20 protein-coding genes and 1 pseudogene are annotated in these 21045 nt (G+C 62.3%); 15 read left to right on the top strand and 6 right to left on the bottom strand.

All coding sequences use genetic code 11. The features are described 5' to 3' along the window. Positions 1-39 precede the first annotated feature (39 nt). Both oxc and ACZIRK_RS02130 read right to left on the bottom strand, forming a co-directional pair. Positions 40-1773, bottom strand: coding sequence for an oxalyl-CoA decarboxylase (gene oxc, locus ACZIRK_RS02135; RefSeq protein ID WP_130227142.1), 1734 nt, complete (start codon positions 1771-1773; stop codon positions 40-42). Between the two features lie 79 nt (positions 1774-1852). After that, on the bottom strand, positions 1853-2548 hold the full coding sequence (locus ACZIRK_RS02130; protein ID WP_456645071.1) for a GntR family transcriptional regulator: 696 nt from the start codon (positions 2546-2548) through the stop codon (positions 1853-1855). Between the two features lie 217 nt (positions 2549-2765). Between ACZIRK_RS02130 and ACZIRK_RS02125 the strand changes: the two genes are divergently transcribed. The 8 genes from ACZIRK_RS02125 to ACZIRK_RS02090 all read left to right on the top strand — a co-directional run bounded on the left by ACZIRK_RS02125 (position 2766) and on the right by ACZIRK_RS02090 (position 11429). Further along, positions 2766-4895 carry an acetate--CoA ligase family protein gene (locus ACZIRK_RS02125; protein ID WP_028167405.1) on the top strand — a complete coding sequence of 710 codons (2130 nt, stop codon included), beginning with the start codon at positions 2766-2768 and terminating at the stop codon, positions 4893-4895. A gap of 115 nt (positions 4896-5010) precedes the next feature. Then, complete coding sequence (locus ACZIRK_RS02120; protein WP_463326887.1) at positions 5011-5856, top strand: IclR family transcriptional regulator; 846 nt, start codon at positions 5011-5013, stop codon at positions 5854-5856. 141 nt (positions 5857-5997) lie between these two features. Further along, positions 5998-7059, top strand: coding sequence for a ketopantoate reductase family protein (locus tag ACZIRK_RS02115; RefSeq protein ID WP_463326886.1), 1062 nt, complete (start codon positions 5998-6000; stop codon positions 7057-7059). Between the two features lie 320 nt (positions 7060-7379). Beyond that, positions 7380-8162: an ABC transporter ATP-binding protein gene (locus tag ACZIRK_RS02110; protein WP_130227145.1), complete on the top strand. Its 783-nt coding sequence runs from the start codon at positions 7380-7382 to the stop codon at positions 8160-8162. Beyond that, on the top strand, positions 8159-9013 hold the full coding sequence (locus tag ACZIRK_RS02105; RefSeq protein WP_130227146.1) for an ABC transporter permease: 855 nt from the start codon (positions 8159-8161) through the stop codon (positions 9011-9013). The genes ACZIRK_RS02110 and ACZIRK_RS02105 overlap by 4 nt, the downstream gene beginning before the upstream one ends. Before the next feature lie 23 nt (positions 9014-9036). After that, positions 9037-10020 carry an ABC transporter substrate-binding protein gene (locus ACZIRK_RS02100; RefSeq protein WP_463326885.1) on the top strand — a complete coding sequence of 328 codons (984 nt, stop codon included), beginning with the start codon at positions 9037-9039 and terminating at the stop codon, positions 10018-10020. A 93-nt stretch (positions 10021-10113) separates the two neighbouring features. Then, positions 10114-10314 (top strand): hypothetical protein, encoded by a 201-nt coding sequence (locus ACZIRK_RS02095; protein ID WP_463326884.1) that lies wholly within the window; start codon positions 10114-10116, stop codon positions 10312-10314. A 29-nt stretch (positions 10315-10343) separates the two neighbouring features. Continuing rightward, a complete protein-coding gene (locus ACZIRK_RS02090; RefSeq protein ID WP_474417441.1) occupies positions 10344-11429 on the top strand; it encodes an amidase in 1086 nt (361 codons plus the stop codon). Between the two features lie 402 nt (positions 11430-11831). Here ACZIRK_RS02090 and ACZIRK_RS02085 read toward each other — a convergent pair. Then, positions 11832-11972 (bottom strand): annotated as a pseudogene (locus ACZIRK_RS02085) (c-type cytochrome); the annotation flags it as partial. Between the two features lie 295 nt (positions 11973-12267). Between ACZIRK_RS02085 and gcl the strand changes: the two are divergent. The 4 genes from gcl to ACZIRK_RS02065 all read left to right on the top strand — a co-directional run bounded on the left by gcl (position 12268) and on the right by ACZIRK_RS02065 (position 16281). Then, positions 12268-14070: a glyoxylate carboligase gene (gene gcl / locus ACZIRK_RS02080; protein ID WP_463326882.1), complete on the top strand. Its 1803-nt coding sequence runs from the start codon at positions 12268-12270 to the stop codon at positions 14068-14070. A gap of 11 nt (positions 14071-14081) precedes the next feature. Then, entirely contained in the window at positions 14082-14867 is a 786-nt protein-coding gene (hyi, locus tag ACZIRK_RS02075) for a hydroxypyruvate isomerase (protein WP_463326881.1), read from the top strand. A 20-nt stretch (positions 14868-14887) separates the two neighbouring features. Then, positions 14888-15775, top strand: a complete 888-nt coding sequence (locus tag ACZIRK_RS02070; RefSeq protein WP_463326880.1) for a 2-hydroxy-3-oxopropionate reductase — start codon at positions 14888-14890, stop codon at positions 15773-15775. Positions 15776-15894: 119 nt separating this feature from the next. After that, entirely contained in the window at positions 15895-16281 is a 387-nt protein-coding gene (locus ACZIRK_RS02065; RefSeq protein ID WP_463326879.1) for a DUF1236 domain-containing protein, read from the top strand. 66 nt (positions 16282-16347) lie between these two features. On the opposite strand, the gene ACZIRK_RS02060 is transcribed toward ACZIRK_RS02065, so the two are convergent. Together ACZIRK_RS02060 and ACZIRK_RS02055 are read right to left on the bottom strand one after the other, a co-directional pair. Beyond that, positions 16348-16962: a thiamine pyrophosphate-dependent enzyme gene (locus tag ACZIRK_RS02060; protein ID WP_463326878.1), complete on the bottom strand. Its 615-nt coding sequence runs from the start codon at positions 16960-16962 to the stop codon at positions 16348-16350. Positions 16963-16970: 8 nt separating this feature from the next. Next, positions 16971-17528 (bottom strand): thiamine pyrophosphate-binding protein, encoded by a 558-nt coding sequence (locus tag ACZIRK_RS02055; RefSeq protein WP_130229876.1) that lies wholly within the window; start codon positions 17526-17528, stop codon positions 16971-16973. A gap of 295 nt (positions 17529-17823) precedes the next feature. Between ACZIRK_RS02055 and ACZIRK_RS02050 the strand changes: the two genes are divergently transcribed. Together ACZIRK_RS02050 and ACZIRK_RS02045 are read left to right on the top strand one after the other, a co-directional pair. Next, a complete protein-coding gene (locus tag ACZIRK_RS02050) occupies positions 17824-18873 on the top strand; it encodes a hydroxyacid dehydrogenase (protein WP_463326877.1) in 1050 nt (349 codons plus the stop codon). Between the two features lie 208 nt (positions 18874-19081). Further along, positions 19082-19294, top strand: coding sequence for a hypothetical protein (locus ACZIRK_RS02045; RefSeq protein ID WP_208820400.1), 213 nt, complete (start codon positions 19082-19084; stop codon positions 19292-19294). An 18-nt stretch (positions 19295-19312) separates the two neighbouring features. On the opposite strand, the gene ACZIRK_RS02040 is transcribed toward ACZIRK_RS02045, so the two are convergent. After that, positions 19313-20317: an AraC family transcriptional regulator gene (locus tag ACZIRK_RS02040; RefSeq protein WP_463326876.1), complete on the bottom strand. Its 1005-nt coding sequence runs from the start codon at positions 20315-20317 to the stop codon at positions 19313-19315. Between the two features lie 254 nt (positions 20318-20571). Here ACZIRK_RS02040 and ACZIRK_RS02035 point away from each other — a divergent pair, with 254 nt between their 5' ends. After that, positions 20572-21021 (top strand): cupin domain-containing protein, encoded by a 450-nt coding sequence (locus ACZIRK_RS02035; RefSeq protein ID WP_130229872.1) that lies wholly within the window; start codon positions 20572-20574, stop codon positions 21019-21021. Positions 21022-21045: the final 24 nt, after the last annotated feature.

The following is a 21045-nucleotide window of genomic DNA, read 5'->3' as shown; positions in this document are numbered from 1 at the left end:
CCCCGCTTTCGCGGGGAATGACGCCGTTCAGTTGATCCGTTACTTCTTCTTCAGAACGCTCTGCGGATTGAGATTGCCGATGCGGCCGCTCTCCGAACCCGCCGCCGGATCGATCACCGCGTTGATCAGCGTCGGCTTGCCGGAGTCCATCGCCGCATTGACGGCACGCTTCAATTCATCCGGCGAGGTCGCGTTGACGCCGACGCCGCCGAACGCCTCGATCATCTTGTCGTAGCGCGCGCCCTTCACGAACACCGTGGTGGCGGGATCGGCGCCGGCCGAATTGGTGTCGGTGCCGCGATAGATGCCGTCATTGTTGAAGACGACGACGCAGACGGGCAGGTCGTAGCGGCAGATGGTCTCGATCTCCATGCCCGAAAAACCAAAGGCGCTGTCGCCTTCCACCGCGAGCACCGGCTTGCCGGTCTCGATGGCGGCTGCGATCGCATAGCCCATGCCGATGCCCATCACGCCCCAGGTGCCGACATCGAGCCGCTTGCGCGGCTGGTACATGTCGATGACGCCACGGGCGAGGTCGAGGGTGTTGGCGCCTTCGTTGACGAGGATGGCGTCGGGCCGCTCCTTGATGACGGTGCGGAGCACGCCGAGCGCGCCGTGATAATCCATCGGCGAGGCATTGCTCATCAGCTTCGGCGCCATCTTGGCAACGTTCTCGTCGCGCTTGGCGTTGACTTTTGTAGTCCAGTCGGCGGGCGCCACCGGCCAGTTGCCGCCCATGCCCTCGAGCAAAGCAGTGACGCAGGAGCCGACATCGCCGACCAGGGGAGCTGCGATTTCGACGTTGGAATCCATCTCCTTCGGCTCGATATCGACCTGGATGAATTTCTTCGGCGCGTCGCCCCAGGTCTTGCCCTTGCCATGCGAGAGCAGCCAGTTGAGGCGGGCGCCGATCAGCATCACCACGTCGGCATCCTTCAACACCGTCGAGCGGGCGGCGCCTGCGGATTGCGGATGCGTGTCGGGCAGGAGGCCCTTGGCCATGCTCATCTGCAGGAACGGCGCGCCGCTCTTCTCGACGAAGCTGCGGATCGCGTCATCGGCCTGCGCGTAGGCTGCGCCCTTGCCGAGGATGATCAGCGGACGCTTGGCGCCCTTGAGCACGTCGAGCGCGCGCTTGACCGCCGACGGGGCAGGGATCTGCGCCGGCGCCGCATCAATCACCTTCACCAGCGACTTCTGGCCGGCTTCGGCATTCATCACCTGCGAGAACAGCTTTGCCGGCAGGTCGAGATAGACGCCGCCGGGACGGCCGGACACGGCGGCACGGATCGCACGGGCAAAGCCGATGCCGATATCCTGCGCGTGCAGCACCCGGAACGCCGCCTTGCAGAGCGGCTTGGCGATCGCGAGCTGGTCCATTTCCTCATAGTCGCCCTGCTGCAGGTCGACGATCTCGCGCTCCGAGGAACCGGAGACCAGGATCATCGGGAAGCAGTTGGTGGTGGCGTGCGCGAGCGCGGTGAGGCCGTTGAGGAAGCCGGGCGCCGACACCGTCAGGCAGACGCCGGGTTTCTTGGTGAGGAAGCCCGCGATCGCAGCCGCGTAGCCTGCGTTCTGCTCATGGCGGAACGACAACACGCGAATGCCCGCCGCCTGCGCCATGCGGCCGAGATCCGTGATCGGAATGCCCGGCACGCCGTAGACAGTGTCGATGCCATTCAGCTTCAGCGCGTCGATGACGAGATGGAATCCGTCCGTCAGCTCTTGTTCCGTGCCCGGTGCTTCAGTCGTCTTGGTGGCAGTATTTAGCATGGGCCTGGTCTCCCTCTGGCTTTTCTGGTTCGGACGAGTTCGTCGTCTTCTGAGTGACGCTTTAAGTGAAAAGTTCTCGTTAAGTGAACAGTTCTTGGCCGTGCGCTTCGACGTAAGCGGCAAGGCCAAGCGTGTGGTCGCGCGCGCGCTTTTCCGCGAGCTCGGTGTCGCGCGCCTCGAGCGCCTCGATGATGCCGAGATGCTCGGGTAGCGATGTCGCGGTGCGATCCTTCCGCCCGATCGTGAGTTGCCGGTAGCCGCGCACATGCAACAGGATGTCGTTGGTCATATCGACCAGGACCTGATTCTCGGACAGCGAGATCAGGGCCTGATGGAAGGCGATGTTGGCCTTGGAATATTCCTCGATGTGATCTTCCGGCCGGCGGTCGCTGTTGAAATCCTTGAAGTAGTCGCGGAGCGCCGTGATGTCCTTCTTGCGCGCGGTGGTCGTGATCAACCGTGCGGCCATGCTCTCGAGCGCGGCCCAGGCGCGGATCATGTCGACGATCTCGGTCTTGGTGCGGCGGACCACGACGATGCCGCGGCGCGGCACGGTTTTGACGAAACCGTCCTGCTCGAGCATGGCGATCGCTTCGCGGATCGGGGTGCGGCTGACGCCGAGGCGCTCGGACAAGGCGCGCTCGTCGAGCATCACCGGCTCGGGCGTCGTATAGATGTCCATCTTGAGAATAGCTTCCTTCAAGGCCTCATAAGCCTTGTTCTTGAAGCTCGTCTCTGGCGCGATCCTGACGATCGCAATATCTGCCTCAGCCATAGCAGGCGGTGCCTTGGTTTCCTTAGGTGTTGCCACGACTCGTCTCCTCCGTTTCGGAGACGTCTTCTTAGCAGAAGAAATACCATCAGGTTTTTGGCATGCCAAATACCAGAATGTCAAGTTGCCATTGTTTTCTGCATTAGGCGAGAGAAGACCGGCTTGACTTTTTGGCTTCTGGCATACCAAATGCCATCAAATTTGTCCTGGGAGGAAGCCGATGTCAAATTCAAAGGATGCAGTCCGCAAGGTTCTCGATGCGGTCAAAGCGGACAAGCGCACGAGCCTGACGGCGCCGGAGGGCAAATTGGTCTGCGATGCCTACGGGATCCCGGTCCCGAAGGAGGACGTCGCCAAGTCGGCGTCCGAGGCGGCGCGGATCGCGTCCGGCATGGGCTTCCCGGTGGTGATGAAGATCGTCTCGCCGGACATTCTCCACAAGACCGAGGCTGGCGGCGTCGTGGTCGGCGTCAAGACGGCGGCGGACGCCGAGAAAACCTTTGAGACGATTCTCGCCAACGCCAAGAAGTACAAGGCCGACGCCAAGATCGAGGGCGTGCAGGTCCAGCAGATGCTGGGCGGCGGCACCGAGGTGATCATCGGCTCGATCACCGACGGCTCGTTCGGCAAGCTGGTCGCCTTCGGCCTCGGCGGCGTGCTGGTCGAAGTGCTGAAGGACATCACCTTCCGCCTCGCGCCGGCGACCAAGGAAGACGCGCTGTCGATGCTCGACGGCATCCAGGCGCATGAGATGCTGAAGGGCGTGCGCGGCGGCGATCCCGTCAACCGCGAGGCGCTCGCCGACGTCATCGTCAAGGTGTCGCGGCTGGTCAGCGATTTCCCCGAAATCGTCGAGCTCGACCTCAATCCCGTGTTCGCCACCAAGAAGGACGCGATCGCCGCCGACGTGCGCATCGTGGTCGATTTCGACTACAAGCCGCGCCCGGCGCCGCGACCCACCGAGGAAATCGTCGCCGCGATGAACCGCATCATGCAGCCGAAGGCGGTCGCCGTGATCGGCGCCTCCGCCGAAGACGGCAAGATCGGCAACTCCGTGATGAAGAACCTCATCAACGGCGGCTACAAGGGCGAGATCTATCCGATCCACCCGAAGGCGCCCGAGATCCTCGGCTACAAGGCCTACAAGAGCGTCAAGGATGTGCCAGGGGTGATCGATGTCGCCGTGTTCGCGATCCCCGCGAAATTCGTCGCCGGTGCGCTCGCCGAATGCGGCGAGAAGAAAATTCCCGGCGCCGTGCTGATCCCGTCCGGCTTTGCCGAAGCCGGCGCGCCTGAATTGCAGGCCGAGATCGTCGAGGTCGGCAAGAAGTACGATATCCGCCTGATGGGGCCGAACATCTACGGCTTCTATTACACGCCGGCCAATCTGTGCGCGACCTTCTGCACGGCCTACGACGTCAAGGGCCATGCGGCATTGTCATCGCAGTCCGGCGGGATCGGCATGGCGATCATCGGCTTCTCGCGCTCGGCGAAGATGGGCGTCTCCGCGATCGTCGGCCTCGGCAACAAGTCCGATATCGACGAGGACGATCTGCTCGCCTTCTTCGAGCAGGACCCGAACACCAATTTGATCGCGCAGCACTGTGAAGACCTGAAGGACGGCCGCGCCTTTGCCGAAGCCGCCAAGCGGGTCTCAAAGAAGAAGCCGGTGATCGTGCTGAAGGCCGGCCGTACCTCGGCAGGCGCCAAGGCTGCATCGTCGCACACCGGCGCGCTCGCCGGCAACGACAAGATCTATGAGGACGTGTTCAAGCAGTCCGGCGTGATCCGCGCCCGCAGCTTGAGACAACTGCTCGAATTCGCCCGCGGCGTGCCGGTGCTGCCGACGCCCAAGGGTGAGAACGTGCTGATCATCACCGGCGCCGGCGGCTCGGGCGTGCTGCTGTCCGACTCCGTGGTCGACAACGGCCTGTCGCTGATGCAGATGCCGCCGGACCTCGATGCTGCCTTCCGCAAGTTCATCCCGCCGTTCGGCGCCGCCGGCAATCCCGTCGACATCACCGGTGGTGAGCCGCCGATCACCTATGTCAACACGGTGAAGCTCGGTCTGTCCGATGATCGCATCCACGCGCTGATCCTCGGCTACTGGCACACTATCGTGACGCCGCCAATGGTGTTCGCGCGCAACATGGTCGAAGTGAAGAAGGAGATGGAGGCCAAGGGCTTCGTGAAGCCGATGGTGGCCTCGCTCGCCGGCGACGTCGAGGTCGAGGAGGCCGCCGAATATCTCTACCAGCATGGCATTCCGGCCTATGCCTATTCGACCGAACTGCCTGTCGAGGTGTTAGGGGCCAAGTACAAATGGGCGCGTGGCGCTGGCCTGCTGTAACGAATGTGAAAATGCCGCTTCGGAGAAATCCGGAGCGGCATTTCGGTCCAGGGACCGAACAAACTGGCGAATCCGATAGCGAACGCGTCTTCCGCAACGGCTGAAGCAGGTCGCGATGAAGAGGGACGTGATCCGGCGCAAGGCGCTTGCGCCGAAATCCACCACCGACGATTACGAAAGCCGCGACGGCGGCGTACAATCCGTCGACCGCGCGCTCTCGATCATCGAGACGCTCGCCGAAGACGACGAAGGCTACCGCCTGAGCGATCTTGCGATCCGCACGGGGCTGTCGACCTCGACCGTGCATCGTCTGCTGGCAACGCTCGAAAGCCGCCGCTTCGTGCAATTCGACCGCACCGAATCGAAATGGCATGTCGGCGCCCGCAGCTTCACCGTCGGCGCCACCTTTGCGAGGCGCCGCAACTTCACCGCCCAGGCAGTTCCCTATTTGCGCAAACTGCGCGACCTCACGCGTGAGACCGCCAACCTCGCCGTGGTCGACGACGAGTTCATCGTCGTGCTCACCCGCATGGAGAGCCGCGAGATCATGCGTTCGCTGACCAAGGTCGGCGGTCGCGTGGCGATGGTGGCCTCCGGCGTCGGCAAGGCGGTGCTGGCGACATATTCGGATGAGGACGTCAGCGCGATCATCCGCCATCATGGCATGCCGCGCCTGACCGAGAAGACGATCACGCGGCCGAGCGACCTGTTCAGGGAACTCGAACGCGTCCGCCGCCAAGGCTACGCCGTCGACGACGAGGAGGCCTGCATGGGGCTGCGCTGCATCGCCGCCGTCGTCTACAACGATTGCAGCGAGCCGCTCGCGGCGATCTCGGTATCAGGCATGACCAGCCGCCTGACCGACGATAGGCTGGCCGCACTCGGCCAGACCGTGCGCGAGGTGGCCGCCGAGCTGACAGTTGCGCTCGGTGGCCTGATGCCTGCGACGAAGCCTGACTGATCGTTCAGCCGTCATGACGCCGACGCCGCCCTGCGGCGCGACGCGTGCATTTGGCGGAAGGCCCAAATCCATTAGAGTGGGCGGCAACGGGCCAGTGGACCGGTTGCTTCCCTGGCCGCGAGAAAATGCCGGGGAGAAACCATGGGTCGGAAGATAGCGATCGTCGGGGCTGGTGCCGTCGGCGGGTATGTGGGTGCCCATATGGTGCAGGCGGGCGAGGACGTGACCTTCATCGATCCCTGGCCTGAGCATATCGATCACATGAGGAAGCACGGACTGCGCGTCACCCACGCAAGAGACGTCGCGGAATTCTCGGTTCGCGTGCGCGCGCTGCACGTCACCGACGCGCAGCAGCTCGCCAAGGAGAAACCGGTCGACATCGCCTTCGTCTGCATGAAATCCTACGACACGGCCTGGGCGACCATGCTGATCCAGCAGTATCTGGCGCCGGACGGCTATGTCGTGTCGCTGCAGAACTGCATGAATGAAGAGACGATTGCCGGCATCGTCGGCTGGGGCAAGACGCTCGGATGCATTGCCAGCAGCATCACGGTCAACCTGCCTGAGCCCGGCCATATCCACCGAGGCGCCGGCAAGGGCGGCGCGGCGCACACCGTATTTCGCGCCGGTGAAGTGCACGGCCGTATCACGGCGCGGGCGGAAGAAATCTGCCGACTGGTGGGCTACTCCGACAGCGCCAAAGTCACCGCCAATCTGTGGGGCGAACGCTGGTCGAAACTGGTCGCCAACGTCATGGGCAATGGGCTCTCGGCCTGCACGGGTCTGGCGGGCGGAGAGATGTTGCAGAGCGAACCGATCCGCCGTTTCTCCACCCGGCTCGGCAGCGAAGCGATCCGCGTCGGTCAGGCGCTCGGCTATCAACTGGAGGAGATCCTGCACCTGCCGCCCGAGACGATCGCGCGTGCCGGAGAAGGCGACGAGACGGCGATGCGCGCGTGCGACGAGCAGCGCTTCAAGGACGGCAAGCGCACTTCATCCGAGCAGCGTCCCTCGATGGGCCAGGACATGCAGAAAGGCCGGCGCACCGAAATCGAATTCCTCAATGGTTTCGTGGTGCGCGAGGGCGAGAAGATCGGCATTTCTTGTGCGGCTAATGCCGTGTTGACAGACCTCGTCAAGCGCGTGGAGCGTAACGAGCTGAGCCCGGATCCGCGGCATATCACGGAGCTGCGATTGAACTGAGCCGATTTGTTCACCTAGATGTGCTCGCAAGAGCAGAACAGGGTTGACGTCTGAACTGGCGGGTGGAGCGGACGAACTCCATTCCGCTGAAGCGCACAATGGCTGTCTGGAGACACTGCGATACGGAATCTCAGCATTCGTGCGCGACACCCTGAGAGGGAAAAATGCGCTGGCTGCAAAAAGGCAGCACGTGCTCGAATCGAAGGCAGCAAGAAGCTCATCCTGACGGAACGCACGCTCAACGGCGCAATTTCTTGCGCACTTATGCCGTAGCGTTTGGCACGGTGGTTGCTTGAAGTGCATGGTGGACAGGAGACACCATGTCATCGCCCAAAGTGCAACTTCGTTTGAACGGCATCCGTAAGAGCTTTCCTGGAAAGGAAGCAGCGACGCAGGTTCTCGACGGCTTAACCTTCGATATCCATGAGCGTGATTTCGTCAGCATCATTGGCCCGAGCGGCTGTGGCAAGACGACGGTGTTCAATATTATCGCCGGCCTCGTGGATCCCGATGATGGCGTCATGCTCTATCGCGGCCAGGAAGTGGAAAGCTTGCGCGGCCGCGTGGGCTATATGATGCAAAAGGACTTGCTTTTTCCTTGGCGTACGGTGCTGGACAACGTTCTGCTCGGCCTTGAGACCAAGGGCGTCGATCCAAAACGGGCTCTGGATACCGCGAGAGAATATCTCAGCACGTTCGGTCTGTCCGGCTTTGAGAACTCATATCCCAAGATGCTGTCCGGCGGCATGCGTCAGCGCGTGGCCTTGATCCGCACTCTCGTGCTCGATCCCGACATCCTGCTGCTCGATGAGCCGTTCTCGGCGCTCGACTATCAGACGCGGCTGTATCTCGAAGGCATTCTGATGGAGGCGGTGGAAACCTTTCACAAGACCGTGATCCTCGTGACCCATGACATCGATGAGGCAGTGGCGCTTTCCAAGCGCGTGGTGGTGCTCAGTCAACGTCCGGCGCGCGTGAAGGCCGTTCACGACATCGCGTTGAACGAACATTCGCCGATCGCGGCGCGAAGCGATCCGCGCTTCTCCGGTTATTTCCACACGCTCTGCGCGGAGCTCGACATCCAGACCAGGAAGAGTGCATGACGGAAACGGCCCAACTTGTAAAAAACGCGGCGCTCGCTCGCCCACGCGAGAAAAAGCGCCGCAATGTGTTCGATTCTCTTATCGGGCGGAGCGCTCTTCAGATCCTTGCCGTTGTCGGTTTCTTCCTGCTGTGGGAAGCGGCGGTGCGATGGGGATGGTTGTCGGGCTTCCTCGTTGGTCAGCCGAGCGGCGTTCTGCGCAACCTCATCGGCTCCATCGCGAACGGCTCTCTTTTCACTGACACCGGTTACACAATATTCGAGGCAATCCTGGGATTTGCCTTCGGTACCGTGATCGGTTCGGTCATCGGCCTTGCGCTGTGGTACTCGGTGTTCGTGGCGCGGCTGGTGGAACCGTTCATCGCGGCCATCAACTCGGTGCCGAAAATCGCGCTGGCGCCGATCATCATCCTGTGGTTCGGCACCGGCTTGCTATCGAAGGTCGCGCTCGCGATCTCGCTCACCTCCATCGTCGCTCTGATCACCGCCTACCAGGCGGCAAAGGACGCGGACAAGGATCTCCAGGCGCTGCTTTTCTCCATGGGCGCGTCCAAGCAGCAGATCTTTAAGCGGGTGATCGCGCCCTCTACCTTGCCCGCGATCATCGCCACCTTTCGGATCAATATCGGCTTCGCCCTGGTGGGCGCGGTCGTGGGGGAATTCATCTCTTCCCAGCATGGTCTCGGCCACGTCATCTACGTGGCCTCGAGTCTTTATGATCTCAATACGGTGTGGGCCGGCCTGTTCACGCTGATGCTCGTTGGCTTTCTTTTCTACCACTTGGTCGAGGTCATCGAGAACTGGCTGCTTCCCTGGAAGCAACAGCAGGGCGGCACGCAGATCAACGTTTGATCTTCTTTCAGGAGACTTCTAAAATGAGACGGCGAATTCCGAAACTGAGCACTCTTTCCGTTGCCCTCGCTCTTGCGCTCGGCATAGCCGCAGCAGGGCCGGCTTCCGCCGAGATGAAGAAGGCGACCATTTCTCAGGCGTTTCAATCCCTGCTATATCTGCCGCTCTATGTCGGCATGAACGAGGGCTTTTTCGAGAAGCAGGGGCTTGATCTCAACAAGGAAAGCGCCGGCTCCGGAAGCGTTGCTCTCTCGGCCGTGATCTCCAAGAGTGCGCAATTCTCGCTTCATGGACCCGAATGGACAGCCATCGCTGCGTCCAAGGGCGCACCGGTGAACACGATCGCCAACGTCGTGAATGGTGCCGCGGTATGGATCGCCGCCACGCCCGACTTCAAGTTCGACAGTGTGAAAGATCTCAAGGGACAGAAGATCGTGACTGGCCTGATGCCGACCACCAGCACCTCGCTGTTCATCAAGCTGCTGAAGGAAAATGGCATGGATGCCAGCAAGGACGTGGAGATGATCCAGGTTCCGCTCGGCACCGAGCCCGGCCCCTTCGTTGCCGGCCAGGCCAAAGTGGCGGTCATGTACGGGCCCGGTCTCGACCAGGTGGTGGCCAAGGGCATGAAGGTGGTGGTCGGCTTCCCGAAACTGTACGGCGCCTATGCCTTCTCTACCATCACCGCGCGCAACGATGTCGATCCGGACCTTGCCCAGCGGCTGACCAATGGCCTCGAAATGGCGGTGCGTTTCATGCACAAGAACGAGGCGCGCACGGTGGAAATCGCTCAGAAGGAATTCCCGAATCTTGAGCCTGCCGTGGTGGAAGCGGCGGTGAAGCGCATGCTTGCCGACAACGTTTACCCCACCAGTGTCGATATCACGCCCGACGCGCTGAAGCTTGCGCTCGAGACGCAGATCGCGCTCGGCAATCTCGCCGCCCAGCCTGACTACAAGACCTTTGTTCCAAGAACCTATATCGAAAAGGCGATATCCACGAACTGAGCTTTTGCTGATCTTCGTCGCCGCGGCTTCGGGCTGACCCCGGAGCCGTTTGCCTTTAGACCTTTCTCACCTCGGTTACAGGTCCATCCGGAAATGAACTTCGCGCAAGACCACTGTGGGGTCGTCGAAATCGTCCGCATGATCGCGGGGGGCTCGGCACAAGCGCAGAACCTGATTGCGGTCAGCCACGCGCGCGCCGCGGCTGTCGAACCCGATCTTCGCGCCTTCACTTATTTGCCGTCCAAACCGCCGATCGTTTCAGCGGGAATGGACCACTTGCAGGCGTGGCAATAGGCGTGAAAGATCTCATAGACACGGCCGATATGCCGACCACCTATGGCTCGCCGGTGTATGCGGATCACCAGCCGAATGAGGATGCCTGGGTGGTCAGCCGCCTGAAAGATCTCTCGGCAACAGTTCTCGGCAAGACGGTCACCACCGAATTCGCGTGGCGCGAACCCGGCCCCACCCGCAACCCGTGGAATCCAAGGCATACGCCCGGCGGTTCATCGTCCGGCTCTGCGGCAGCCGTTGCAAGCGGCTCGGTGCAAGCGGCGCTGGGCACGCAGACGCTGGGTTCGATCCTGCGACCTGCCGCCTATTGTGGTGTGGTGGGATTAAAACCCAGCTTTGGCACCATCAGCCTGAAGGGCGTCCATCCGCTCTCTCAGTCCCTGGACCACCTCGGCCTGTTCGCCCGCAGTGTGGATGACGCCGCGTATCTGTTGGCGCTGCTGGCGGGCGGCCCCGGTGCTTCTCCGCAGGCGCCGTTCCAGATTTCTCCTGAAGGCGCCGATCCTTTTCCCGCGCCGCGGATAGCGTGGCTTCGTCCGGCGGCAACGCCGCCCTTGGACGAAAGCCAAAGCACGTTGCTCGCGCAAGTCGCCATTCTCTTCAGAGATGCCGGAGCGATCGTCGAGCCGTTTGCGTTGCCTGCGGAGTTCGAGCAACTGCCGGCGCTCTCCGCTACGCTCTGCGGCGCGGAGGGGGCGGCGAATTTCGGTGATCTGGTCACACGTTTCTCGGACAAGACCAGCGCCCGGCTTCACGCCCTTGTCGAACGCGGCGCGCCGATTTCCGCGACCGAGTATATTTCCGCCCGCGCCAAGCAGCTTGCGCTGCGCGCCGACTTTACCCGCGCGCTCGCAGGTTTTGACGCTGTTCTCACGACCGCAGCAACTGGCGAAGCGCCGGAAGGATTGTCTGATACCGGCGACCCTGGCGTGTGCGTGCCTTGGACAACTCTCGGGGTTCCGGCGATCGCATTGCCCGCTGGCATCGGGCCGAACGGCCTGCCCATGGGCATCCAGCTTGTCGCGCCATTCGGCGAAAACCTGAAGCTGCTGCGCATCGCCAAATGGTGCGAAACCTCGCTCGCTATCAAGAACGGGGGCCAGCGAAGCGAATAGATGCGGTGGTTGGAAGGCGGTATTCGCTTTTGAGTTTGACTTCAGCGCTCTTAAATCACCGTCGTCGAACGAACGAGCTCCCGGCCGGGAGCAAGTAATCTGATGCTCGTCGGTTGCTACTTTTGCTGAATACGGCTCAGATAATCGATAACAGCGAGGATGCGTGTGCGTACGACGACATCCGGGCTTCGCCCGGCCCGGCCATCTTCCAGTAAGATGAATCAACATAGTGAGGCAAGTTGACAATGGGATTGAATCGTTCCCCCAAATTGGCATTTCGCGAGTGCCGTGAGCGGGAACTGTTTTCGATCCATATATGGTTTGATAAACAGCGTTCGTGGGAAAGACCCCGTTGTTGTTCTTGGCCAACATCGTCAAATCGGAAGGCGGTACCTTGAGCTGCTCGCTGACAGGTCCTTTGCCCTTTCCATCCGCACCATGACAGCTCGCGCACGAAGACTCAAATTCTGACTTGCCGATGTCGAATCTCCAGCCCGAGCTGCGCCAGCAAACCCAGCGGTAAGGCTGGCAATCATCAACCACCACAGGCAACTGATGATCATATCATGCCGCCGCCTGCGGTCTTCGGGTAAATCTTACTAGCCTACTTGGGTTTAGTTGGGTTTGATCCAGCTCAAGTTTGGCTATCGTCATTGCGAGTGAAACGATCCGTCTTTCCGCTGCTGTCGCATGCTTTCATTCCATCGGCGATCCAATCGTTTGATCTGGCGCGGTTTTTCACCGTTCATTCCGTATCGTGGGAAACAAAATCAGCGTCGTTGAGATCGTCAATCGCTCGCGTGATCATCGCGCCGATGCAATATCAGCGAGGCGCGAGATGGCGAAGATGCGGGCGGTCGATGCGGCGGTGCGTATTCTGGAAAAGGAAGGGGTCAATTGCGCGTTCGGTGTTCCCGGCGCGGCGATCAATCCGCTCTATTCGGCGCTGAAGAAGCGCGGCTCGATCCGGCATATCCTTGCGCGCCACGTCGAGGGCGCCTCCCACATGGCGGAGGGCTATACCCGCGCCAAATGCGGCAATATCGGCGTCTGCATTGGCACGTCGGGGCCGGCGGGCACCGATATGATCACCGGGCTCTATTCGGCGATCGCCGATTCCATTCCGATCCTCTGCATCACCGGGCAGGCGCCGCGGGCGCGGCTCTACAAGGAGGATTTCCAGGCCATCGACATCGAGTCGATCGCCAAGCCGGTGACAAAATGGGCGGTCACAGTGCGCGAGCCCGGCCTTGTACCCCGCGTGTTCAGCCAGGCGTTTCACCTGATGCGCTCGGGGCGTCCGGGTCCTGTGCTGATCGATCTGCCGCTCGACGTGCAACTCGCCGAGATCGAATTCGACGATGAGACCTATGCGCCGCTGCCGGTCTACAAGCCGACCGCGACGCGCGCGCAGATCGAGCGCGCGCTCGAAATGTTGAACGTGGCCGAGCGGCCGCTGATCGTGGCCGGTGGCGGCGTCATCAATGCCGATGCATCCGAACTGCTGGTGAACTTCGCGGAGACCATTAACGTGCCGGTGGTGCCGACGCTGATGGGCTGGGGCGCAATTCCCGACGATCACGTCTTGATGGCCGGGATGGTCGGGCTGCAGACCAGCCACCGCTACGGCAATGCCACCATGCTGCAATCGGATTTCGTGCTGGGCATCGGCAACCGCTGGGCCAACCGGCACACCGGCTCGATCGAAACTTACACCAAGGGCCGCACCTTCGTGCATGTCGACATCGAGCCGACCCAGATCGGCCGCGTGTTCAATCCGGACCTTGGCATCGTCTCCGACGCCAAGGCAGCGCTTGAGCTATTCGTCAGTGTTGCGAAGGAATGGCGGAAAGCCGGAAAGCTCCGCGAGCGGCAGGCGTGGCCGGCCTCATGCCAGGACCGCAAGCGCACGATGCTGCGCAGGAGCCACTTCGACGATCTGCCGATCAAGCCGCAGCGCGTTTATCAGGAGATGAACCGCACCTTCGGCCGCGACACCTGCTACGTCACGGTGATCGGACTATCGCAGATCGCCGGCGCGCAATTCCTGCGCGTCTATCATCCGCGCAACTGGATCAATGCCGGGCAAGCTGGGCCTCTGGGCTGGACACTGCCTGCCGCGCTCGGCGTGCGCGCCGCTGATCCGGAGCGCGAGATCGTCGCGCTCTCGGGCGATTATGATTTCCAGTTCCTGATCGAGGAGCTCGCGGTCGGCGCGCAATTCAAATTGCCGTACATCCATGTCGTCGTGAACAATTCCTATCTCGGCCTGATCCGCCAGGCGCAGCGAGGCTTCGAGATGGACTACCAGGTGCAATTGTCGTTCGAGAACATCAACGCGCCGGAGATCGGCTCTTACGGCGTCGACCATGTCGCGGTCGCCGAAGGCCTCGGCTGCAAGGCGATCCGAGTCACCGATCCGAACGATGCGCAGGCGGCGTTCGCAACCGCGCGCGAATGGATGGCGAAGTATCGCGTGCCGGTGGTGGTGGAGTTCATCCTGGAGCGCGTCACCAATATCTCGATGGGCACCGAGATCGACAACGTCGTGGAATTCGAGGAACTGCTCGATCTGCCGCTGGACGAGGTGCCGCCGCGCGTTGACGCACGTCAGCCCGGCAAATTGTTGCCGGCCGAGTAAGGAGTTTGATTGTGCCGAAATTTGCTGCCAATCTCACGATGCTGTTCGGGGAATTGCCGTTCCTGGAGCGCTTCGCCGCCGCCAAAGCCGCCGGTTTTAATGGCGTCGAATATCTGCTCCCCTATGACTTCGATAGAGCCGAGCTGCGCGAGCAGCTTGATAAGCACGGGTTGATCCAGGTCCTGCACAATCTCCCCGCCGGCGATTGGGCGACAGGCGAGCGCGGCATCGCGATCTTTTCCGATCGTGTCGAGGAGTTCCGCGATGGTGTCTTCCGCGCCATTGATTACGCCAAGGCGCTCGATTGCCGGCAATTGAACTGCCTGGTCGGTATCGCACCACGCGACGCCGATCCGCTCGAATTGAACGAGGTGCTGGTCAAGAATCTGCGCTTTGCCGCCAACGCGCTCGCCAAGGAGCAAATCAAGCTCCTGGTCGAGCCGATCAACACGCTCGATATCCCCGGCTTCTTCCTGAACCGCACCGAGCAGGCGGCGCAGCTCATCGCCGACGTGGGCTCGAGCAATCTCTTCATCCAGTATGATATCTACCACATGCAGGTGATGGAGGGTGACATCGGCCGTACCGTGCAAAAACACCTGGCGCGCATCGCGCATATTCAGCTCGCTGACAATCCCGGCCGCAACGAGCCGGGCACCGGTGAGATCAACTACCCCTTCCTGTTCCGTCATCTCGACGCGATTGGTTATCGCGGCTGGGTCGGATGCGAATACAAGCCGCGGACGACGACCGTTGACGGCCTCGGCTGGCACGCGGCGCTCACGCTCGTCACCTGATTTGGAGGGGGAATATCGCAATGGCAAAGATTGGATTCATCGGACTCGGCACCATGGGACGTCCGATGGCGGGTCACCTTCAAGAAGCCGGCCATCGCCTGTTTCTGCATGACGTCGGGCCGATCCCGCCGGAGCTGGTCTCGGGCGGCGGTGTCGTCTGCAAATCGGGCAGGGACGTCGCCCAGGAAGCGGAAGCCGTCATCATCATGGTGCCGGATACGCCGCATGTGGAGGCGGTGCTGTTCGGTCCCGGCGGGGTCGCCGAAGGACTGTCGAAAGGCAAAATCGTCGTCGACATGAGCTCGATCTCGCCGCTTGCGACGAAGGAATTCGCGAAGAAGATCGAGGCGCTCGGCGCAGACTATCTCGATGCGCCGGTGTCCGGTGGCGAGGTTGGCGCCAAGGCGGCGAGCCTGACCATCATGGTGGGCGGGCCGGAGGCTGCGTTCAACACGATGAAGCCGGTGTTCGAGAAGATGGGCAAGAACATCACGCGGGTCGGCGGCAACGGTGACGGACAGACCACCAAGGTCGCCAACCAGATCATCGTTGCGCTGACGATCGAGGCGGTCGGTGAAGCCCTGCTGTTTGCTTCGAAAGCCGGTGCCGACCCCGCGCTGGTGCGGCAAGCGCTGATGGGCGGCTTCGCGTCGTCGCGGATTCTGGAAGTGCATGGTGATCGCATGGTGAAGCGCAATTTCGATCCGGGCTTTCGTATCGAATTGCATCAGAAGGATCTCAACCTTGCGCTCGAAGGCGCTCGCGCGCTTGGACTTTCGCTGCCGAGCACGGCGATTGCGCAGCAACTGTTCAGTTCCTGCACCGCGCACGGCGGCAAGGCGTGGGATCATTCGGCGATGGTGCGGGCGCTCGAACTGATGGGAGATCACGAGATCGGCGCGGCCTGATACGCGCGGCGGGAACCGCCGAATGCCACATCGGTTCTCCGCGTCCGCCATCATGGAACCGGAACAACTATCGTGCAGGATGGTTGAAGGCGCATCGTCAATTTCACTGGAGGAGAATGATGACGAAGCGTGTTGCCATCTCTGTCATTGCCGCGTCGCTGCTCGCGTCTGGCGTGGCGTTCGCGCAATCCACCACGGTGGAAGGCGCGGCGAATGGCGCCCGCGCGGGCGGCGAAATCGCAGGTCCCGTGGGCGAGATTGTCGGCGGCACCGTGGGGGCTGCGGTCGGCGCCGGATTGGAAATTCCGAATGCCGTGATCACCTCGATCCCGCGGGACGAGCCGTCCGTGGTGGTGCGCGAGCGCGTCGTGGTCGGCGAGCCGCTGCCGTCCACCGTCGAATTGCGTACGGTGCCGAGGCATACGGAGTATCGCTACGCCATCGTCAATGAACGCCGGGTGATCGTCGAGCCGCGTACCCGCAGGGTGGTCAAGATCATCGACTAATGAAGACCGACACACACGCACCTTGATCCTCGCGGGCGCTTCGCCTGCGAGGATCGCGTTGTGCCTCTACAACGGCTGCCGCACGCCGAGGCCGAGCATGAAGCTTTCCCTGATCTGCACGGGATCGCGGCGGGTCGCGCCGGTGCCGGGCTTGTCGTCGATGCGCACGCCGATCAATGTCGGTCCGTCCGAGGCGAGCGACTGATCGATCAGGCGCTCGAAGTCATCCTCATCGGCGGCCCAGAAGCTGTTCGGAAGACCGCTCGCCACCGCGATGGCGACAAGATCGGAGGCCGCCGCTGCCGGCGTCGGCTGCGCGCCGGTGATCTGGTAGATGCCGTTGTCCATCACGACCATGGTGAGGTTCTTCGGCGCCAGCGTGGCGATCGTCGAGAGAGAGCCGAGCTGCATCAGGAGCGAGCCGTCTCCCTCCAGCGCGAACACGCGCCGCTCGGGTTGCGCGAGCGCCACCCCTAGCGCGATCGGAAATGCGAGCCCCATGCTTCCCAGCATATAAAAGTTCTGCGGCCGATGGCCGGCGGCCCATAGGTCGAAATTGGTGTTGCCGATGCCGCCGACCACAGCCTCTTCGTTCCTCAGCTTTTCCACAAGGCGCGAGGTGAGATCGAACCGGTTCATCACCTTGGTGTTGCGGGTAGTCGTCTTGCTTGGCGTGTTCATGGGACCGCTCACTTGTCAAAGACCTTGCCGCCGGTGAGCAGCGGCGAGAGGATCAGCGCCACCGGCGCCTGCGTGGTGACGGCCTGCTTGATCGAGCGGTCGACGATGAACTCGAACTCGTCGAGCCGGGTTGCCGTGTGATGCTCCATCGCAAGCGAGTCGAGCACCGGCCGCATGGTGCGGCAGACCAGCGCCTGACCATAGTTGAATTCGCCGAGCGTGCCGCGCTCGGAGACGAACATGATCACTGGGATCTGGTAGGGGATCGCGAGCGAGGCGAGGGCATTCGCAAGCGTCGCAAAACCGGAGGTCTGCATCAGCACCGCACCGCGCACGCCGCCCATCCAGGCACCGGAGACGATTCCGACCGCTTCCTCCTCGCGCGCGGTGGGAAACGTCGTGAAGAAGGGGTCGGCGTGCAGGTTCTTGATCAGCGGCGTCAGCACGCGGTCCGGCACATAGGGCACGAGGCGAACCTCGTTTCGCTTGAGCGTCTGCAGCACGATGCCGTGCCAGCTCTTCTCGGCTGCGGTCTTGAGCGAGCTTTCATCCTCCGCGAGCGCCATCCTTGCTCTCCCTCACATCCCGCGACGCTGCGGCCGCTTTCTTGCGGCAAAACTTCACCCGACCGGCGCGATTGTCAACATGTCGCAGTCGCAACGTGACCTGCGGTTTCCGCTGGTGCGGACACCGGTCCGCCGTGCGATACAGACGGCAACGACAATAAGACGAGAGCAGTGGGAGGAATGTCATGGCCACCCGGTTCAGGCGGGCCGCCATTGCGGCGGTTATGTCCTCCACGGCCGTTTCCAGCCAGGCCCCTTCATATTCCAGGACCCGAACTGAAAGTTGCAGAAGGACATGACCGTCAACAACAAGCGCGTCTTCTACGTCAAATATCTCGCCCACAACATCTATGCGGAAATCCTCAAGGGCCGCCCCGACGTGCGGCTGGACCGGCTGGAGAATGAGAGCCCCGATGAGGTCGCGGCACCCATCCTCGAAGCGGCGCATGCCTACCAGATCGGCGCGGCGCGCGACGAGCTGGCCAGGCACTTCCATGTCGACCAGGATCTGCTCCGCCGTACGCCGAACCTCCTGATCGTCTCCTCCAACGGGGCGGGTTTCGATCCCGTCGACGTCGACGCCTGCACCGCGGCGGGCGTGCTGGTGGTCAATCAATCCGGCGGCAACGCCAATTCCGTCGCCGAGCACGCGCTGGGGATGCTGCTCACTTTGTCGAAGCGGATCATCGAATCCGACCGCGTGCTGCGGCGCCAGCGGGACGTCAACCGCAACGCGCTGATCGGCAACGAGGCGCAGGGCAAGACCATCGGCATCATCGGTCTCGGCAATGTCGGCCGCCGGATCGCCGAGCTCTGCAGGGGGCTCCTGCACATGAAGGTGATCGCCTACGATCCCTATCTGACCGCCGAGGAGATGGGCAAGCGGGGCGGCGAGAAGGTCGAACTGGACGAGCTGCTGCGCCGTGCCGACTATGTCTCGATCAGCTGCCCGCTGACGAAGGAAAGCCGCGGCATGATCGGCGGGCGCGAATTCGCGCTGATGCAGCCGCACGCGTTCTTCATCACCACCGCGCGCGGCTTCATCCACGACGAGGACGCGCTGGAGGACGCGCTGCGCAACAAGCGCATCGCCGGTGCCGGCCTTGACGTCTGGGCCAAGGAACCACCGCCGCCGGAGCATCCGCTGCTGCAGTTCGACAATGTGCTTGCCAGTCCGCATACGGCCGGCGTCACCGTGGAGGCGCGCGAGAACATGGGCCGGATCGCCGCCGAACAGGTCCTGGACGCGCTCGACGGCAGGCGGCCGCCGCGGATCATCAATCCCGAAGTCTGGCCGGTTTACGCCAGGCGGTTTGAGAGGGCGTTCGGGTTTGCGCCGAAATAGGGCCATGCTGATTTTGGTCAAATCCACTGCCGAATGCACAGGCAGCGGAAGACGTGGAACCGCGCCGGATCGAGGTTGCCGGCGTGCCGTTCGCCGGCGCGCAGGATCGCGGCACGATTGGCGGCCATCGGGCTTGATTTCCCTCAAATCTTTTTTCCAGGATGCTAGTATCCAAATTCCGACGCTACCCGTGTAGCAGGAGGCTCCCATGTCCCGATTTGTCGTTAGCTTCATGAAGGACGTGCTTGGTGACAATGGTCGCGAACGGGAGGTTTGCCAGAGTTCGCTGGAGGTTAATGCCTCGAACGAAGGTCAAGCCGCGGAAATGGCCAAGCAGAAATTCTGCGAGGCGCAGGCGCTATGTGACTGGTCGCTGCACGCTGACCGCATTCGGATCGACTCGGCAGATTTTCCCGCATAGTCATTCGCTCGGTTGAGGTCAGCTCAGGCGCCGCAACGTCGCCGAAGGACTCTCGCCGAACTTTGCGCGATAAGCACTTGCCATCCGGCTCAGATGGGTGAAGCCAAGATCGAAGGCGATGTCGACGACGCGCTCGTCCGGCCGCGCGTCTTTCAGCCGGGTATTGAGCCGGGCGAGCCGGATGTCCTGCAGCATCGCTGAAACGGTCGTCCCGAAATGACGGCGAAAGCCGAGCTGTAATGCGCGAATGCCGATGCCCGCGGCATCGGCAAGCTGCATGAGATCGAGCGGCTCATCGGCCTGGGCCTCGAGCCAGGCGCGTGCCCGCTTCAGCGCTGCCGGCTGTGTCTCGACGCGGCCTTCGAAGACGGCGATCGCCCGGCTCAAACTATGATGCTGGCCGTTGAGCAGCGCGCTCAGCAATCGTTCCCGCCGATCGGTTGCTGCCAGCGGTGACAGGCGCTTTGTCGGACCAAGATGCTCGGCGAGATCGACGAGATCGCAGATTCCTGCTTGAAGCGCATGTCCAAACTGTGTGGTGAGGTCGACCGATGGATCGAACTCCACCGCTCTCGCTGCGGTGCCTGCCAGCGCAGCCGCGCGATGTTCCACCAGCTTTCGGTCGAGCAGCAGGATGAGCTGGGCGCAATCCTGTCGCCACGTCATCTGCGTCGGCATGGTCGGCGACAGCAGCGATGCCGCAGCGCCACGCGCAGTCAAGACCTCGCGCGCCGCTGTCCGTATCTCCGCGCAACCATGCAGCGGGATCTGCAACAGGAAAAACCGATCGAGACAGCCGGGATCGATCGAGACCGATCCGCCATAGGCGACATAGTTCACCGAAAACCCGTCGAAGGCTGCGCAGTTGTGCTGGGCGCTGAAGTCGTTCTCGAAATGGCCGATCGGCTTCAATTCATGCGGGCAGAAAATCCGTCCGATCGCCTCGGCGGCGTCATCGACACTGGCGGTCGAGACGCGGGCGAAATCCGCAAGCCGCATGTTGGCCAAGGCACCTGCATTCATCGCAACCGCCGCGGAGTTGCTTGAGGTTTAAAATATCGGGAGCCTAATGCATCTCTCGGTGCGGGGAAACGCGGTTTCGGCGCGCAGCGTGCCCGATCGTTATGCGGGCCCTTGCCGTGCGCTTGGGCTACGGCAGCTCTTCCTGCAGCGCAACATGAGCGTCGGGGCCGCGGGATTCGTTTATCGGCTAGACAAGCTGCCACTCCGACGACAGCCTCACGGGCGCGGTGCAGTCCAGACAGGGAGGTGGCGGAATGGGAGCGCTCGAGAAAGGCATTACGCGGAACGGCACGGGTTACGGCGGCAAGACCTGGAATATTCTGGGCCAGGTCTATTTTCCCAAGGCGGTCACCGACTCGACCTTCGCATTCGAGACCAACAGCGATCCCGGCCAGTACGTGCCGGTGCACATCCATCCGACCCAGGACGAGTTCATCCTGGTGCAGGAGGGCACGCTCGACCTCAAGCTGGACGGCGTCTGGGTGAAGGCGGAGGCCGGCGACCTCGTGCGCATGCCACGCGGCATCCCCCACGGCTATTTCAACAAGTCGGACAAGCCGGCGCGCGCTCTGTTCTGGGTCTCGCCGATGCAGAAGCTCGAGGCGCTGTTCGACAAACTGCACAATCTGCAGGATCCGGCCGAGGTGGTGCGCATTTCCGCCGAGCACGAGGTGAATTTTCTGCCGCCGGAAGCCAACGACTGACCTTGTCCCGGTAACGGGTCCAGC

Source organism: Bradyrhizobium sp. Leo114 (assembly GCF_055229415.2).
Note: the sequence above shows the minus strand (reverse complement) of the source record. Positions and strands in the feature narration are given on the sequence as shown.